The 14,628-nt window shown below is 63.9% G+C and carries 18 protein-coding genes; 10 read left to right on the forward strand and 8 right to left on the reverse strand.

Annotation, left to right across the window (positions count from 1 at the left end; translation table 11 throughout):
• Positions 1-181 precede the first annotated feature (181 nt).
• The 5 genes from ACVWZA_RS15875 to ACVWZA_RS15895 form a co-directional block, all read right to left on the reverse strand.
• Positions 182-1,252 (reverse strand): 5-(carboxyamino)imidazole ribonucleotide synthase, encoded by a 1,071-nt coding sequence (locus tag ACVWZA_RS15875; RefSeq protein WP_457312232.1) that lies wholly within the window; start codon positions 1,250-1,252, stop codon positions 182-184.
• Positions 1,249-1,734, reverse strand: coding sequence for a 5-(carboxyamino)imidazole ribonucleotide mutase (purE, locus tag ACVWZA_RS15880; protein WP_457312233.1), 486 nt, complete (start codon positions 1,732-1,734; stop codon positions 1,249-1,251). The genes ACVWZA_RS15875 and purE overlap by 4 nt, the downstream gene beginning before the upstream one ends.
• 256 nt (positions 1,735-1,990) lie before the next feature.
• Positions 1,991-2,677, reverse strand: coding sequence for a 2,3-diphosphoglycerate-dependent phosphoglycerate mutase (gene gpmA, locus ACVWZA_RS15885; protein ID WP_457312234.1), 687 nt, complete (start codon positions 2,675-2,677; stop codon positions 1,991-1,993).
• Between the two features lie 133 nt (positions 2,678-2,810).
• Positions 2,811-3,944, reverse strand: a complete 1,134-nt coding sequence (locus tag ACVWZA_RS15890) for a M14 family metallopeptidase (RefSeq protein WP_457312235.1) — start codon at positions 3,942-3,944, stop codon at positions 2,811-2,813.
• Positions 3,941-4,558 carry a DUF4136 domain-containing protein gene (locus ACVWZA_RS15895; protein ID WP_457312236.1) on the reverse strand — a complete coding sequence of 206 codons (618 nt, stop codon included), beginning with the start codon at positions 4,556-4,558 and terminating at the stop codon, positions 3,941-3,943. Before ACVWZA_RS15895 ends, ACVWZA_RS15890 begins: the two co-directional genes overlap by 4 nt.
• Positions 4,559-4,717: 159 nt before the next feature.
• On the opposite strand from ACVWZA_RS15895, the gene ykgO reads away from it, so the two are divergent.
• Both ykgO and ACVWZA_RS15905 read left to right on the forward strand, forming a co-directional pair.
• Positions 4,718-4,843 carry a type B 50S ribosomal protein L36 gene (gene ykgO, locus ACVWZA_RS15900; protein ID WP_003046794.1) on the forward strand — a complete coding sequence of 42 codons (126 nt, stop codon included), beginning with the start codon at positions 4,718-4,720 and terminating at the stop codon, positions 4,841-4,843.
• A 3-nt stretch (positions 4,844-4,846) separates the two neighbouring features.
• Entirely contained in the window at positions 4,847-5,467 is a 621-nt protein-coding gene (locus ACVWZA_RS15905) for an HAD family hydrolase (RefSeq protein WP_457312238.1), read from the forward strand.
• A 16-nt stretch (positions 5,468-5,483) separates the two neighbouring features.
• Here the strand turns inward: ACVWZA_RS15905 and pyk are convergent, their stop codons facing one another.
• Positions 5,484-6,962 (reverse strand): pyruvate kinase, encoded by a 1,479-nt coding sequence (gene pyk, locus ACVWZA_RS15910; protein ID WP_457312239.1) that lies wholly within the window; start codon positions 6,960-6,962, stop codon positions 5,484-5,486.
• A 71-nt stretch (positions 6,963-7,033) separates the two neighbouring features.
• On the opposite strand from pyk, the gene ACVWZA_RS15915 reads away from it, so the two are divergent.
• The 7 genes from ACVWZA_RS15915 (at position 7,034) to ACVWZA_RS15945 (ending at position 11,828) form a co-directional block, all read left to right on the forward strand.
• On the forward strand, positions 7,034-7,330 hold the full coding sequence (locus ACVWZA_RS15915) for a DUF1244 domain-containing protein (RefSeq protein WP_457312240.1): 297 nt from the start codon (positions 7,034-7,036) through the stop codon (positions 7,328-7,330).
• 64 nt (positions 7,331-7,394) lie between these two features.
• Positions 7,395-8,741 carry an amidohydrolase family protein gene (locus tag ACVWZA_RS15920; RefSeq protein WP_457312241.1) on the forward strand — a complete coding sequence of 449 codons (1,347 nt, stop codon included), beginning with the start codon at positions 7,395-7,397 and terminating at the stop codon, positions 8,739-8,741.
• Positions 8,742-8,817: 76 nt separating this feature from the next.
• Entirely contained in the window at positions 8,818-9,057 is a 240-nt protein-coding gene (locus ACVWZA_RS15925; RefSeq protein WP_183109878.1) for a DUF2312 domain-containing protein, read from the forward strand.
• Positions 9,058-9,180: 123 nt separating this feature from the next.
• Complete coding sequence (locus ACVWZA_RS15930; RefSeq protein ID WP_457312242.1) at positions 9,181-9,924, forward strand: YebC/PmpR family DNA-binding transcriptional regulator; 744 nt, start codon at positions 9,181-9,183, stop codon at positions 9,922-9,924.
• Positions 9,925-10,063: 139 nt separating this feature from the next.
• Positions 10,064-10,555: a crossover junction endodeoxyribonuclease RuvC gene (ruvC, locus tag ACVWZA_RS15935; RefSeq protein WP_457312243.1), complete on the forward strand. Its 492-nt coding sequence runs from the start codon at positions 10,064-10,066 to the stop codon at positions 10,553-10,555.
• 46 nt (positions 10,556-10,601) lie between these two features.
• On the forward strand, positions 10,602-11,192 hold the full coding sequence (gene ruvA / locus ACVWZA_RS15940) for a Holliday junction branch migration protein RuvA (protein ID WP_457312244.1): 591 nt from the start codon (positions 10,602-10,604) through the stop codon (positions 11,190-11,192).
• 117 nt (positions 11,193-11,309) lie between these two features.
• Positions 11,310-11,828: a TonB family protein gene (locus ACVWZA_RS15945; RefSeq protein ID WP_457312272.1), complete on the forward strand. Its 519-nt coding sequence runs from the start codon at positions 11,310-11,312 to the stop codon at positions 11,826-11,828.
• 78 nt (positions 11,829-11,906) lie between these two features.
• On the opposite strand, the gene ACVWZA_RS15950 is transcribed toward ACVWZA_RS15945, so the two are convergent.
• Complete coding sequence (locus tag ACVWZA_RS15950; protein WP_457312245.1) at positions 11,907-12,485, reverse strand: hypothetical protein; 579 nt, start codon at positions 12,483-12,485, stop codon at positions 11,907-11,909.
• 116 nt (positions 12,486-12,601) lie between these two features.
• Here ACVWZA_RS15950 and ruvB point away from each other — a divergent pair, with 116 nt between their 5' ends.
• Positions 12,602-13,624 (forward strand): Holliday junction branch migration DNA helicase RuvB, encoded by a 1,023-nt coding sequence (ruvB, locus tag ACVWZA_RS15955; RefSeq protein WP_457312246.1) that lies wholly within the window; start codon positions 12,602-12,604, stop codon positions 13,622-13,624.
• Between the two features lie 16 nt (positions 13,625-13,640).
• Here the strand turns inward: ruvB and ACVWZA_RS15960 are convergent, their stop codons facing one another.
• Entirely contained in the window at positions 13,641-14,552 is a 912-nt protein-coding gene (locus tag ACVWZA_RS15960; protein ID WP_457312247.1) for a LysR substrate-binding domain-containing protein, read from the reverse strand.
• Positions 14,553-14,628 lie beyond the last annotated feature (76 nt).

The following is a 14,628-nucleotide window of genomic DNA, read 5'->3' on the forward strand; positions in this document are numbered from 1 at the left end:
CTTTCGCGATTGCGAGATGAAGAGGCCCGCTACCCAAAGGTGGCGGGCTTTTTCGTTACCACGCCACCCTTCCGTCCGCCCTGAGCTTGTCGAAGGGCAGCAGCCATAAAAGCTGCCGGTCGCTTGAGGTACGGGGGCTTCGACAGGCATTTTTTGGGCGGACGACACCCAGCCAGTATTACTAGCCGCGCGAGAGCCGCGTGACATGGCCCATCTTGCGGCCGGGGCGGGTCTCCTTGCCATAAAGATGTAGGTGCGCGCCGGGCTCGGCGAGGATCGCGGCCCAGCGATCGGCGTCGTGGCCGATCAGATTCTCCATCGTGATCTTCGGCGCAGTCAGGCAGGTGTCGCCGAGCGGCAGGCCGCAAATCGCGCGGATATGGTTCTCGAACTGCGAGCAATTGGCGCCTTCGATCGTCCAGTGCCCCGAATTATGCACACGCGGTGCCATTTCGTTGAACACCGGGCCGTCCGCGCCAGCGAAGAATTCACAAGCGAGGATGCCGGCATAACCGAGCGTGTCGGCGATGCGGCCGGCAAGCGCCGCCGCCTCATCCCATTGCGCAGCGATTTCGGCCGGCGCCGGCAGCGTCGAGCGCGCCAGCACACCGTCCTTGTGTTCGTTCCAAGGCGGGGGATAGCTGACCGACGATCCATCGGTTCCGCGCGCGAGCAGGATCGAGAATTCATGGGAAAAGGCGACAAAGCCTTCGAGGATCGCGGGCCGTTTGCCGATCGCCTGCCATGCGGCTTCGGACTCGCTCGGTGAGGCGATCCGCACCTGGCCCTTGCCATCATAACCGAGCCGCAAGGTCTTGAGGATCGCCGGGCAGCCGATCGTGCCGATCGCCGCGGTCAATTCGTCGAGCGTCGCGACCGCCGCCCAGGGCGCGGTGCGGCCACCGATCTTTTCGACGAACGCCTTTTCGGTCGCGCGATCCTGCGCGATGCCGAGCGCGGCGGGCGCGGGGTGGACCGGTATCTTGCCGGCGAGATATTCGACCGGTTCGAGCGCGATATTCTCGAACTCATAGGTCACCACGTCGCAGGCGGCGGCGAATTCGTCGAGCACGATGCGGCTATGATAATCGGCGCGGGTGAAGCTTGACGCGGTCTGCGCCGCGACGCTTTCGGCATCCGGCGCGAGTACGCGAGTGTGGTAGCCGAGCTGCGCCGCGGCGACCGCGAGCATGCGGCCGAGCTGACCGCCGCCAAGGATGCCGATGGTGGAACCGGGTGGCAGGACCGTCATGCCGGGTCGGTCGCCACGCCATCGGTCTGCGCCGCGCGCCACGCCTGGAGCCGCTCGCTCAAGCCGGGATCGCCGAGCGCGAGGATCGATGCTGCGAGCAGGCCCGCATTGATCGCGCCGGCCTTGCCGATCGCCAGCGTGCCGACCGGGATGCCGCCGGGCATCTGCACGATCGAGTACAGGCTATCCATGCCTTTCAGCGCGGCGCTTTCGACCGGCACGCCGAGCACCGGCAGATGCGTCATCGATGCCGTCATGCCGGGCAGATGCGCCGCGCCGCCCGCGCCGGCGATGATAACCTGCAGGCCGCGCTCGGCGGCGCTGGTGGCATAGTCATAGAGCCGTTGTGGCGTGCGGTGCGCGGAAACGACTTTCGTTTCATGCGGCACGCCGAGTTGGGTCAGGATGTCGGCGGCATGGCGCATCGTCTCCCAATCGGAAGTGCTGCCCATGATGATGCCGATGAGTGGCGTGTCCGCCATGTCCGTGCCCCGTCCCAAGGAGGGGACTGACTAGCGGCGAGACGGGAGGAGAGCAACCGTGCAGCGAAGGCCGCAACTCCGGATCGGTCGGTTGTGATTGTATCAAATGCGAGCGCTTCCGCGGCGAAGGCCGGGATCCAGTCGGTATGGCAGAAGTAACTTGTCGTTGCGGCGGTTACCGTCTGTTTCTCAACTGGCCCCCTGTTTCTCAACTGGGCCCGGCCTTTGCCGGGGAAGTGTCGACCGGCAACGAGCGCTACCGCTCGCTGAGATAATAACGGTCGGTCGCGTTCAGATCGGCGTCCAGTTCATAGACGATCGGCTGACCGGTCGGGATTTCGAGCGAGGTGATTTCCTCGTCGGGAATGTTCGACAGATGCTTGACCAGCGCGCGCAGTGAATTGCCATGGGCGGAGATCAGCACGCGCTGCCCGTCTTTCAGCGCGGGCGCGATACGGCCGTCCCAATAGGGCAGGACGCGCGCGATCGTGTCCTTCAGGCTCTCGGTCGAGGGGATGGCGATGCCGGCATAACGACGATCCTGCGACAAATCATATTCGCTGCCCGCTTCGAGCACCGGCGGCGGGATGTCGAAACTGCGGCGCCAGATATGCACTTGCTCGTCGCCGTGCAGCGCTGCCGTCTCGGCCTTGTTCAGTCCGGTCAGGCCGCCATAATGCCGCTCGTTGAGACGCCAGTCTTTCTCGACCGGCAGCCATAGCCGCCCCATCTCCTCAAGCGCCAGGTTGAGCGTCTTGATCGCACGGGTCTGCAGCGAGGTGAATGTCTGGTCGAAATCCAGGCCCTTTGCCGCCATCAGCCGCCCCGCCGCGCGCGCTTCTTCCGCGCCCTTTTCGGTCACATCGACATCCCACCAGCCGGTGAAACGGTTTTCGAGGTTCCACGACGACTGGCCGTGGCGGATCAGGACTAGGGTGGGCATGGCATTCCTCACAGACGTCACCCTGAACTTGCTTCAGGGTTTATGCGCGGTCGGTGACCAAATGGACGTCGCCCGAGGGTCTGATGACCGCGCATGGTTGCTGAAACAAGTTCAGCATGACGGCGTCAATGGGTCAAAGCGTGTCGATCACCTCAGCCAACACTTCGAGGCACGAATGTGCGAGCGTCTTGCTGCGCTCGGCCGACCAGCCGAATTCGGCGTCGGCGTTGGCATCGTGATCCTTGAACGGCATCTCCAGCGTCATGCCGAGCGCGCCGAATCGTTCGGCGACCTGATTGGTCGACATGGTCAGATTGGCGCGGCCCGGTGCGGCCTTGCCGTAACCGAGTTCGGTCTGGAAGTCGGGCGTGTTGGCCGCGAGACGGCGGCCGAAATCGTAGAATTTCCCGCCCAGTTCGTCGGTCCAGGACGGGATACCCTCGAACCCGGCGATGAAGTTGGCGGCGATCGCTTCGTCGCCATGCACGTCCATCGCGAAATCGACACCGCTGGCGTCCATCGCGTCGCGCACGCACAGCACTTCGGGGCTGCGTTCGAGCGATGGCTCGTGCCATTCGCGGTTGAGGTTCACGCCCACCGCATTGGTGCGTAGATGGCCGCGGAAAGTCCCGTCGGGGTTCATGTTGGGCACGACATGAAAGGTCGCCTTGGCGAGCAGCGCGGCAGTTACCGGATCGGTCGCGTCGGTGAGTCGTTCCAGCGCGCCCTCGATCCACCATTCGGCCATCGATTCGCCAGGATGCTGCCGGGCATAGAGCCATGCCTGCTTGGGGCCGCGCCCAATGGTCAGGCAATCGATCGCCCGGCCATCGATCGTGGTGCCGAGCTGGCGGTGCGAGACGCCGGACCGAAGCGCGATGCGCGCGATCAGCGCGTCATGCCGTTCCATCGTATAGGGCGCGAAATAGGCGAACCAGGCCAGGTCGGTCTCGCCGGTCCAGTCGAATTCGAGTACGCCATCGGCATAACGCGTCGCGGTCTGGCGCCAGGTCTCGTGGTCGGTCGAGACGCGCGCCTTATAATCGGGCCAGCCCATCGGATAGGCCGAATCGCCGGCGTTCAGGATACGCAAGTTGAGCTTGCGACCCCTGGCACCGGCAACGCGGAAATAGAACCATTGGTAGAAATCGGACTGGTGATCATGCACGATCTCCAGGTCGATCCGGTCTCCGTCAATGGCGACGACCTTGATGTTGCCGCCGTCAAAGGCGGCGTCGATGGCGATGCTGTTCTGGTTCGAGCTCATTTGACCGTAATAGTGCGGCCCGATTCTCCGGGAAAGCCCCGGAACAGCGCATTGGCCAATTTCCCCGCTGCGGCACTAGCCTGGGCATCGGCCGCGCGCGAATCGGCGCCGGTCTGGGCGCGGCCTTCCCAGATCACCGTGCCATCGCTGCGCCGGCGGATCTGTACCGAGAGTTCGGACAGGATGACTTCGCGTGCCCTGGCCTTGCCGATCGGGAAGGAAATGCCGCCACCGACGCCGACACCGCCGCCGCGATAACCACCGCCACCGACGCCGCCGCCAAGGCCGATCGAAACCGGCGACCGCCGCGGTTCGATGTCCTGCGAGGTACGCGAAAAGCCGACCAACGCGAGATATTGCGCCGTGGTGCTGGTCGCGCTGGTGGTATAGCCGGCCTTGATCAGTTCGGTCTCGACCGCTGCGGCATAGGTCTTGAATTCGAGGCTGGGGGCGCCGCCGCCGGCCAGCGGCTCGACCGTCAGCGTGCCGCGTTCGAGTGGGGCGCCGAGATGGAAACGCGTAACCTCGACCGGACCGCTCGTCGTGGTCGTGGCGCAACCGCCGAGCGACACCGCCGCGAGCGCGATCGCCATTCCGTATGCCGCGTTCTTCATCTGCTATCTCTTTCGACAATATTGTTGCACGGGTGTAACGCTTCACCTCCCCTTGCCGGTTCCCGACGCTCGCATGGCCGGTTCGCCTTGACTTGGGCGGCAGCCGACTATAGGCGCTCACGTCTTTCCGGCACCACCAGAATCGAAGAAGTTTCGACCATGAAGATCCGTAATTCTCTGAAGTCCCTCAAGGACCGCCATCGCGACAACCGCGTGATCCGTCGTCGCGGTCGGACCTACGTCATCAACAAGACGAATCGCCGCTTCAAGGCCCGCCAGGGCTGATTGTTGAGCGGGTCGATTGCCGTCGTCTTCGACGTCGGTAACGTCCTTTATGACTGGGATCCGCGGGTCCTTTACGGGCGCCTGATCAAGGATGATCGGGCGCTCGATGCGTTCCTGCGCGATGTCGCGACCAAGGAATGGCATTTCCAGCATGACGCAGGGCGCCCTTTTGCGGAAACGTCCGCCGAACTGAGCGCGCAATATCCCCAATATGCCGAAATGATCGCGCTATGGGGGCCGCGCTTCAACGATCAGGTGCCGGGCATGCTGCCGGGCATGCAGGCACTGGTCGAGGAGCTCGATGCGGCGAGCGTGCCGCTGTTCGCGATCACCAATTTCTCGGGCGAGTTCTGGCCGCCGTTCCGCGATCGCGAAGCCGCGACCTTCGATCGATTCCGCGATATCGTCGTGTCGGGCGACGAGAAACTTACCAAGCCCGATGCGGCGATCTACGTCCTTGCGCTGAAACGATTCGGCTTGCGGCCCGAACAGGCGGTGTTCGTCGATGATCGCGAAGAAAATATCGTCGGCGCACAGAATGTCGGAATGACCGGCTTGCTGTTCACCGACTCGACGACGTTGCGAACCGATCTGGTCGGGCTCGGCCTGCTCGCCCGCCCCTGAATTACCCGCCCCTGAATTACCCGCCGGTCGATCCGTCCTGGTCGGTATAACCCTTTAGCTCGTCACCGATGATGCGCACGACGTGCAGCACGTTGGTCGATCCCGGGGTGCGGAACGGCACGCCGGCAATCAGAATCACGCGGTCGCCCGCCTTGGCGATATTGTGCCGGAGCGCCATGCGCTTGGCCTTCGCCACCATCTCCTCGAACGACTCGATGTCGCGTGTATGGACCGCGTGCGTGCCCCATAACAGGCCGAGACGCCGCGCCGTTTCCAGCTTGGGGGTCAGCACCATCAGCGGCACCGATGGACGCTCGCGCGCGACGCGGCGCGCGGTCGACCCGGATACGGTGAAGCAGATGATCGCCACCGCATCGACCGTCGCGGCGATGTTCTTGGCCGCCTCGGCGAGCGCGTCGGCGGTGGTCGGGTCGGGGCGGGTAATGGTGAAATGGACGCGGTCGCCATGTCCGGGGTCGCTTTCGACCGCGATGCCGATTGAATTCATCATCGCGACCGATTCGATCGGCCAGGCGCCGGCGGCGCTTTCCGCCGACAACATGATCGCATCGGCGCCGTCATAGACCGCGGTCGCCACGTCGGAGACTTCCGCGCGGGTCGGCGAAGGCGAAGTGATCATCGATTCGAGCATCTGCGTCGCGACCACCACCGGCTTGCCTTGGCGGCGCGACACTTCGACGATGCGTTTTTGCAACGGCGGTACCGATTCGGGCGGCAATTCGACGCCGAGATCGCCGCGCGCGACCATCACGCCGTCGCAATGCTCAACGATCTCCTCGAGGCGCTCGATCGCCGATGGTTTCTCGATCTTGGCGAGCAGCGCCGCCTTGCCGCCGATCAGCTTGCGTGCCTCGGCCAGATCCTCGGGCCGCTGCACAAAGCTCAGCGCGATCCAGTCGACGCCCTGGTCGATCGCGAAAGCGAGATCGCTGCGGTCCTTCGGCGTCAGCGCGGCCATCGGCACGACCACGTCGGGCACGTTGAGGCCCTTGTTGTTGGACAGGGCGCCGCCGACCTCGACCCGGGTGACGATATGGTCGGCGTCATGCTCGGTCACGCGCAGCACCAGCTTGCCGTCGTCCAGCAACAGCCGCGCGCCCGGTTCGATCGCGGCGAAAATCTCCTTGTGCGGCAATTCTACGCGCGTCGCATCGCCCGGCGTCTTATCGCGATCGAGCGTGAAGATGGTGCCGGTGACCAGTTCGGTGCGGCCGCCCTCGAACTTGCCGACGCGCAGTTTCGGTCCCTGAAGATCGGCGAGGATCGTGGTCGGGCGGCCATATTTCTTTTCGAGGCTGCGGATCGCCTTGATCACCGCGACTTTCGATTCCTGATCGCCATGACTCATGTTCACGCGGAACGCGTCGGCGCCGGCCTCGAACAGCCGGCTGATCATCTCGACGCTGTTGCTCGCGGGGCCGAGCGTGGCGAGAACGCGAACTTTGCGCGATCGGGGGCTGATGGCCTTGGTCATTCTTTACGTCCTTGCGCTTGCGGCCCCGGCTCTAAAGCCTATCTCCCGCCGATCAACCGGGAGAATTTCAAATGGCGCGGCTCGAAGACCTTGACGATGCCGTAGCGGCCGTCGCGTTCCGTCGGCTCGTCGCGCATCTGCGTCACCGTGACGATGCGCAGAATATCGACCTGATGGGCCTCGCCGGATTTTGCCGCAACTGCCTGTCGGACTGGATCGAAGAGGCAAGCGATGGCGCGCTGGACAAGGGCGCGGCGCGCGAAACGATCTACGGTATGCCCTATGGCGCCTGGAAGGCAGCGCATCAGACCGAGGCAACGCCGGAGCAGCTCGACCGCATGCGTGAGAGTGTCGCGAAGAATGCGTGACACGCGCGATTGATTAGCCGCGCTATCCCGCTAGGCTGACCCCAACGGAAAACGGGGGACGGATATGCGTCGGATATTGGGGTCGGCGATCATGCTCGGCATGGGCATGACGGGAACGGCGCAGGCGCAGACCGCACCTGTAACTCCGCCCAGGACAATTTATATCCAGGCCGGGCATGTCATCGATCGCCCTGGCCAGCCGGCACGCGACGCAACCACCATCGTGGTGCGCGAGGGCAAGGTGGTTGAGTTGCGCGATGGTTTTGCGGCACCGGACGGTGATGCCAGCGTCATCGACCTCAAGGATCGCTACGTTCTGCCCGGGCTGATCGACATGCACGTCCATCTGTGGGGCATTGGAGGGGATCCACTGCGCTCGCGGCTCGGCGAGCTCAACCGTGACGGCGGCGATGACCTGATCGAGGCCGAACGAAATGCGCGCGTTACGCTGGAGGCGGGGTTCACCACGGTGCGTGACCTTGGCGGCAATCCGCGCGGCATCCGCGCGCTGCGTGACGGGGTCGAGGCGGGGGCTGTGGTCGGGCCAACGATCGTCAATGCCGGGCTGATGGTCTCGGTCACCGGCGGGCATGGCGATGGCAGCAACGGCCTGGCCGAAGATTATGCCGAGACTGTCCATGCGCACCAGATCAACACGTGTGACGGGCCCGACGATTGTCGGCGTGCGGTACGTGCGCAGATTTCGCTCGGCGCGCAGGTGATCAAGTTCGCGGCGACCGGCGGCGTGCTGTCGAATGTCGCGGGCGGGCTCGGGCGGCAAATGACGCCGGAGGAAATGAAAGCGATCGTCGACACGGCACACGGCTTCGGCCGCAAGGTCGCGGCGCACTCACATGCCCGTGAGGGAACCGAGGCGGCGCTCGAGGCAGGGGTCGATTCGATCGAGCATGGCACGTTCCTCGAAGACTCGACGATCCGGCTGTTCAAACAGCATGATGCGTGGCTGGTGCCGACGATGATCGCGCCGGTCGCGGCGCTGGCCCAGGCGCGCGGCGGTCAATTGCCGCCGGCGACGATCGCCAAGGCGGAAGCGGCGGGCGCCGTCGCGGCGGCAAGTCATAAGCGCGCCATCGCCGGCGGGGTCAAAATCGCCTTCGGTACCGATACCGGCGTGTCGCGCCACGGCGAGAATGCGAAGGAGTTCGCGCTGATGATCAGGGCGGGGATGAAACCCGCCACGGCGATTCGCGCGGCGACGATCGATGCCGCCGATTTGCTCGGGCGCAAGGATCAGCTCGGCTCGCTCGAACCGGGCAAGTTCGCCGACATCATCGCGGTGACCGGCGATCCGCTGGTTGATGTGACGCGGCTGGAGCAAGTCGATTTTGTCATGCGCCACGGCGTTGCGGTCAAGATTAACGGTGTCCGTCAGGCTTTTCCACCGAATTGATCGCAGCCATGGTTGAGCCGCGTCGTGTCATGCCCTAGACGCGCGCCTTCATCTTTTATCCGGAGCTTTCCCACTCATGAGCGACATCATCGCCGCCGACCAGCTACGCCTCCTGATCGAGCGCATCGAGCGTCTCGAGGAAGAGAAAAAGGGCATCGCCGACGACATCAAGGATGTCTATGCCGAAGCCAAGTCGACCGGTTACGATACCAAGACGATGCGCGCGATCGTGCGACTGCGGCGCATGGAAAAGCATCACCGCGATGAGGCGGAGGCGTTGCTCGAAACCTACAAGATCGCACTCGGGCTCGCCTGACGGGCCTCTTCCGTTCGTCCTGAGCTTGTCGAAGGGCTGTTCTTTCTTCTACCACCGCAGGTTCAGCGAGGGGCAGGGCTTTAACAGGCCCGGCCCGAACGGTTAGTTTTTCAGGACTCTCCCATGGCAGGCCATTCCAAGTTCAAGAACATCATGCACCGCAAGGGTGCGCAGGATAAGAAGCGCAGTTCGCTCTTTTCCAAGCTGAGCCGCGAAATCACCGTCGCGGCGAAGATGGGCCTGCCCGATCCGGACATGAATCCGCGCCTGCGCATGGCGGTCAACGCGGCCAAGGCGGCGTCGCTGCCCAAGGACAATATCCAGCGCTCGATCGACAAGGCGAGCCGCAGCGATGCCGAGACCTATGAGGAAATCCGTTACGAGGGTTTCGGCCCCGGCGGCGTGTCGCTGATCATCGAGGCACTGACCGACAACCGTAACCGCACCGCGACCAATGTGCGCACTGCGGTGGCGAAGAATGGCGGCAATCTCGGCGCATCGGGATCGGTCAGCCATGGGTTCGACCGCATGGGCCTGATCAATTATCCGGCGAGCGCGGGCGACGCCGATGCGGTGTTCGAAGCAGCGCTCGACGCCGGCGCGGAGGATGTGTCATCGACCGAGGACGGCCATGAGATCTGGACGTCGAACGATTCGCTGCACGAGGTGGTCAAGGCGATCACCCCGGTGCTCGGCGAACCCGAGGGCGCGAAGCTCGCCTGGCGTCCGCAGACCATGGTCGAGGTCGGCGAAGGCGATGCGGGGCTGTTGTTCAAGCTGATCGACACGCTCGACGACGACGACGACGTCCAGACAGTATGGGGCAATTACGAAGTCTCCGACGAGGTGATGGAGAAGCTGGGTTGATCTCACTCCTCCCCGGCACGGGGAGGGGGACCATTTGCCTCCTCCGGCAAATGGTGGAGGGAGCTCTCCACAAGCGTAACGCTGTTTGGCACGCCCCCTCCACCAGCTTCGCCGGTCCCCGTTCCGGGGAGGATTATATATGATCATCCTCGGCCTCGATCCGGGTCTGGGTACGACCGGTTGGGGGGTGATTCGGGCTGAGGGCAACCGGCTGTCCCACCTCGCCAATGGCCGGCTCAAGACCGACAGCGCCGCGTCGCTGCCGCGCCGCCTCGCGCATCTCGACACGATGGTCGCGGCGCTGATCGCCGACCACTTGCCCGATGGCGCTGCGGCCGAGGAGGTGTTCGTCAACGCCAACCCGCAATCGACGTTGAAGCTCGCACATGCGCGCGGCGTCATCCTGTGCGCGGCGGCGCGCAGCGGGGTAGAGGTTGGCGAATACGCACCGCGGCTGGTCAAGAAGGCGGTGGTCGGCACCGGCACGGCAGAAAAGGCGCAAGTCCATGCGATGGTCGCGCGGTTGTTACCGGGGGTGAAGATCGACGGACCGGACGCGGCCGACGCGCTCGCGGTGGCGATCTGCCACGCGCATCATCTGGCGTCGGCGCGGGTGATTCAGCGGACCTGACCGAACGGGGTTTAGTATCAGGTCCAATTCCGCCTATGGATAACGGATGATCGCGCATCTCAAGGGCCGCCTCGACGCAACCGGTATCGATCATGCGGTGGTCGATGTCGGCGGCGTCGGTTATCTGGTCGGCGCCTCGACCAGGACGCTGGCGAGCATCGGGCCGGTTGGCGAAGCGGTAATGCTCCATACCGAAATGCTGGTGGCGGAGGATTTCATCCGTCTGGTCGGCTTCTCCACCGCGGGCGAGCGCGACTGGTTCCGGCTATTGACCGGTGTGCAGGGCGTCGGGGCACGGGTGGCGCTGGCGATCCTGTCGGCGCTCGACCCGGCCGATCTGAGCCGCGCCATCCTCGCGCAGGACAAGGCGATGGTCGCGCGTGCCAATGGCGTCGGGCCCAAGCTCGCCGAACGTATCGTGCGCGAATTGAAGGACAGGATCGGTGGCGTTGCGATCGGCGGCGCGACGCCCCTCGCACCGAGCGGTGCCGGCGCGGATGCGGTATCGGCGATGCTCAACCTCGGCTTCCGCCCCGCCGAGGCCAGCGCCGCGGTCACTTCGGCCGAGGAGGAATTGGGTGTTGGCGTGACGCTCGACGCGTTGGTGCGGCTGGCGTTAAGAAAGGCAGCGAAGTGATGTTTAGTAGAGCTTGCGGAATACTTAGTGCTGGGGCCATCCTATTTTCATGTAGTGCGCTCACGGCGCTGCGCGCACAATCACCGGGCGTCGCTGCGCCTGAATCACCTGAACTATATGTTGAGATCAAACTGCCCCCCGGAAGCCAAATCATTGGGCCACTATGGGGAGGTGGTGATTCAGGCCGACGTATCGGCTGAAGGAAATCCGGCGAACCTCGTTATCGTTCAATCAAGCCGTTCAAAAATTTTGGATGATTTGGCCCTCACTAAATCGAGCTCTCCTCGGTTCAAATTAGGCGATGGGGCTAAGGCAGTCGGTAAAGTACGTCTTAATGTTGATTTTAGCGATTACGACTTCGATAATCTTGGCTTGGGCTATCAATGTAAGCAGGCTGTACTTGACGCCGATTGGTATAAAACGTTATTTCCTGACAAGCCAATAGAAAGCAATAAATTTACGAAATATTTGCGAGGCGCTGGCCTGATCGACCACCGGCTGAAGTTTGCGCAGGACAAGGCTCAATTTGCTAAAGCGTGGCTCGAGGCAATTGAATATTGCCGTACGACACCTGATGCGCCATTAATGGGTATCGTTGTCTTGGCTGGTAACGGTAAATTGCCGCACAGCAAGTGACCGGGCTCAACGACACGCACCAAGCATGTTGACCTCAGGATTTAGATATCATCCACATAAACGTGGAGCGGGATTCAATCACGCCCCGACCTTTTTAGCCAGCGCCAGCGCAGTCTCGCGGCCCTCGGCGCCACCCGGCGTCGTAATCACGACGAACTTGTCATCGCCAATGAACACGTTGAGCTGGTTGATGCCGGGCACGAAGAATGCCGCCTTGCCGAGGCCGGGAATATCCTCGACCGGTTTGTCGCTGAAGGCCTTCATCGAAGCGGCGACACCGTCGCGTGCCATCTTGATCGCATCGGCGGTGTTGTCGGCGATCGGCGACCAGCGCGTCATTACGCTCGCCTTGCCGTCGGCGGTTTCATAAGTACATTCGGAGGTCGCGGCGTCGCTGCCGCTCGATTCATGGACCAGCCCGAGCGTGGCCGCGGTCACCGGGGTCTTGAGCACGTCGGCGACCACCGCCTTGTCGAGCAGCGCGCAGGCATCGGTCGCCTTGAAATCGGCCGGCGGCGCCTTCCCGCCACTGCTGCCACTCCCGCTGGTTTCGGCGGTCGTCACGCCGCTGGTGTTGCCGGCAGGCGTTCCGCCACAGCCGGCGAGCAGCAGGGCGCAGCCAAGGCCGCCGATGACGAGGGGGCTTTTGGGTTTCATGCGGTCACTCCATGCGAGGCTGTGGTGGTGCGACCCTTATCCTGCAGCGCGCGGACCATAGGGCAATACGCCGCGTCGCGATAGACAGGACCGCCCGCCGCCCGCTAGTTGGACCAGTGACTGATGCCGACCGCTTCATGACGCCCGAGCGCAAGCCCGAGGATATCGATGCCGCGCTGCGCCCCAAATCGCTCGACGAGTTTGTCGGGCAAAAGGCGGCGCGCGAGAATCTGCGTGTGTTCATCGCCGCCGCCAAATCGCGCGGCGATGCGCTCGACCATGTGTTGTTCTTCGGGCCGCCCGGGCTCGGCAAGACCACGCTGGCGCAGATCGTCGCGCGCGAGATGGGCGTGGGGTTCCGCGCCACCTCCGGTCCGGTGATCGCCAAGTCGGGTGATCTTGCTGCGTTGCTGACCAATCTCGAGGATGGCGATGTTCTGTTCATCGACGAGATCCACCGCCTTGCGCCGGCGGTCGAGGAAATACTCTATCCGGCGATGGAGGACCGCGCGCTCGACCTGATGATCGGAGAGGGGCCGAGCGCGCGCAGCGTGCGGATCGATCTGCCGCGTTTCACTCTGGTCGGCGCGACTACGCGGCAGGGGCTGCTGACCACGCCGCTGCGCGACCGGTTCGGCATTCCGGTGCGGCTCAATTTCTACACCGTGGACGAGCTTGAACGCGTGGTCGCGCGGGCGGCGTCATTGCTCGACCTGCATGTCTCGGCCGATGGCGCGCATGAGATCGCGCGGCGCTCGCGCGGCACGCCGCGGATCGCCGGTCGTTTGCTGCGCCGGGTGCGCGACTTCGCCACAGTCGCCGGGACAGCCATCGTTGACGCCGGCGCCGCCGATGGAGCGCTCAACCGGCTCGAAGTCGACTCGCTCGGGCTCGATGCGATGGACCGGCGTTATCTTATGATGATCGCCGACGTCTATCGCGGCGGCCCGGTCGGGGTGGAGACGCTCGCGGCGGGCTTGTCCGAACCGCGTGACACGATCGAGGAAGTGATCGAACCCTATCTGATTCAGCTCGGGCTGATCGCGCGCACCGCACGGGGACGGTGCCTGAACGCGGGGGGATGGAAGCATCTCGGCCTCAACCCGCCAGCGGATTCGCAGGATGGGCTGTTCGACTGAGTCTTTGCGGGTTCGGTCAGGCGAGGTGTTCCATGAGGCGAGCGGCGTGGGGACGGAGTGCGCTTGCCATCCACAGCCGCAGGTCGGAGATAGCGGGGGAATCGGACGCCCCAGGCGTGGCCACGAAATGATATGAATCGCCGGGCAGGACCGGAGCAAACGGCTGAACCAGCAGCCCGGCCGCCAGCGCGTCGGCGACGAGAACCAGGCTGGCGATGACAATGCCGTGCCCGGCAATGGCCGCTTGAATCGCATGACCGCCATCGGTGAAGCGGGGGCCGGCATTCACATCGATCCGATCGACCTGTGCAGCGGCGCACCACCGGGCCCAGTCCGGTGCCGGATCGGGTGCTCGCCGTCCGTCGATATGGAGAAGAACGGCATTCTTCAGTGTCGACGAGTCCCTTACGCCAAGCGACGGGCTGCAAACGGGCGCGAATACGTCATCGGCCAATTTGACGGAATCCACATTCGAATAGCCGCCCGGGCCGTAGCGGATCGCGATGTCCACCTCGCCGCGCCGAAGATCGACCAGATCGTCGGATGCGTGCAGGCGGAGGTCGACCGATGGAAGGATCGCCTGCAATTCCGCCAAACGCGGAACAAGCCACTGGCTCATAAAGGCGGTGTTCGCGGAAAGCGTTACTTTCTCCAGGCCGTTCCTTTTCCGCACGCGTCTGGCCGCGTCACCAATCGTCTTCAGCGCCGCCGCCGCCGCTTCATAGAGCTCGGCACCGCCGGGCGTCAGCAGAACCCACCTCGGGCTTCGGTCGAGCAATTTGATGCCCAGATAGTCCTCTAGCTGTCGGATCTGATGGCTGACCGCCGTTGGCGTCACCGAAAGCTCGAACGCCGCACGCTTGAAACTCGCATGCCGCGCCACGGCCTCGAACGTTCGTAGCGCAGCAAGCGGCGGAAGGTCATTCATGATGAATCCTGCTCATCTTATGCTGAGAATTGCTCAATTGTGGAGCTTAGGCCACTTGTATACCGAGACGGTGTGC

The sequence above is a fragment of the Sphingomonas sp. UYAg733 genome (assembly GCF_054057355.1).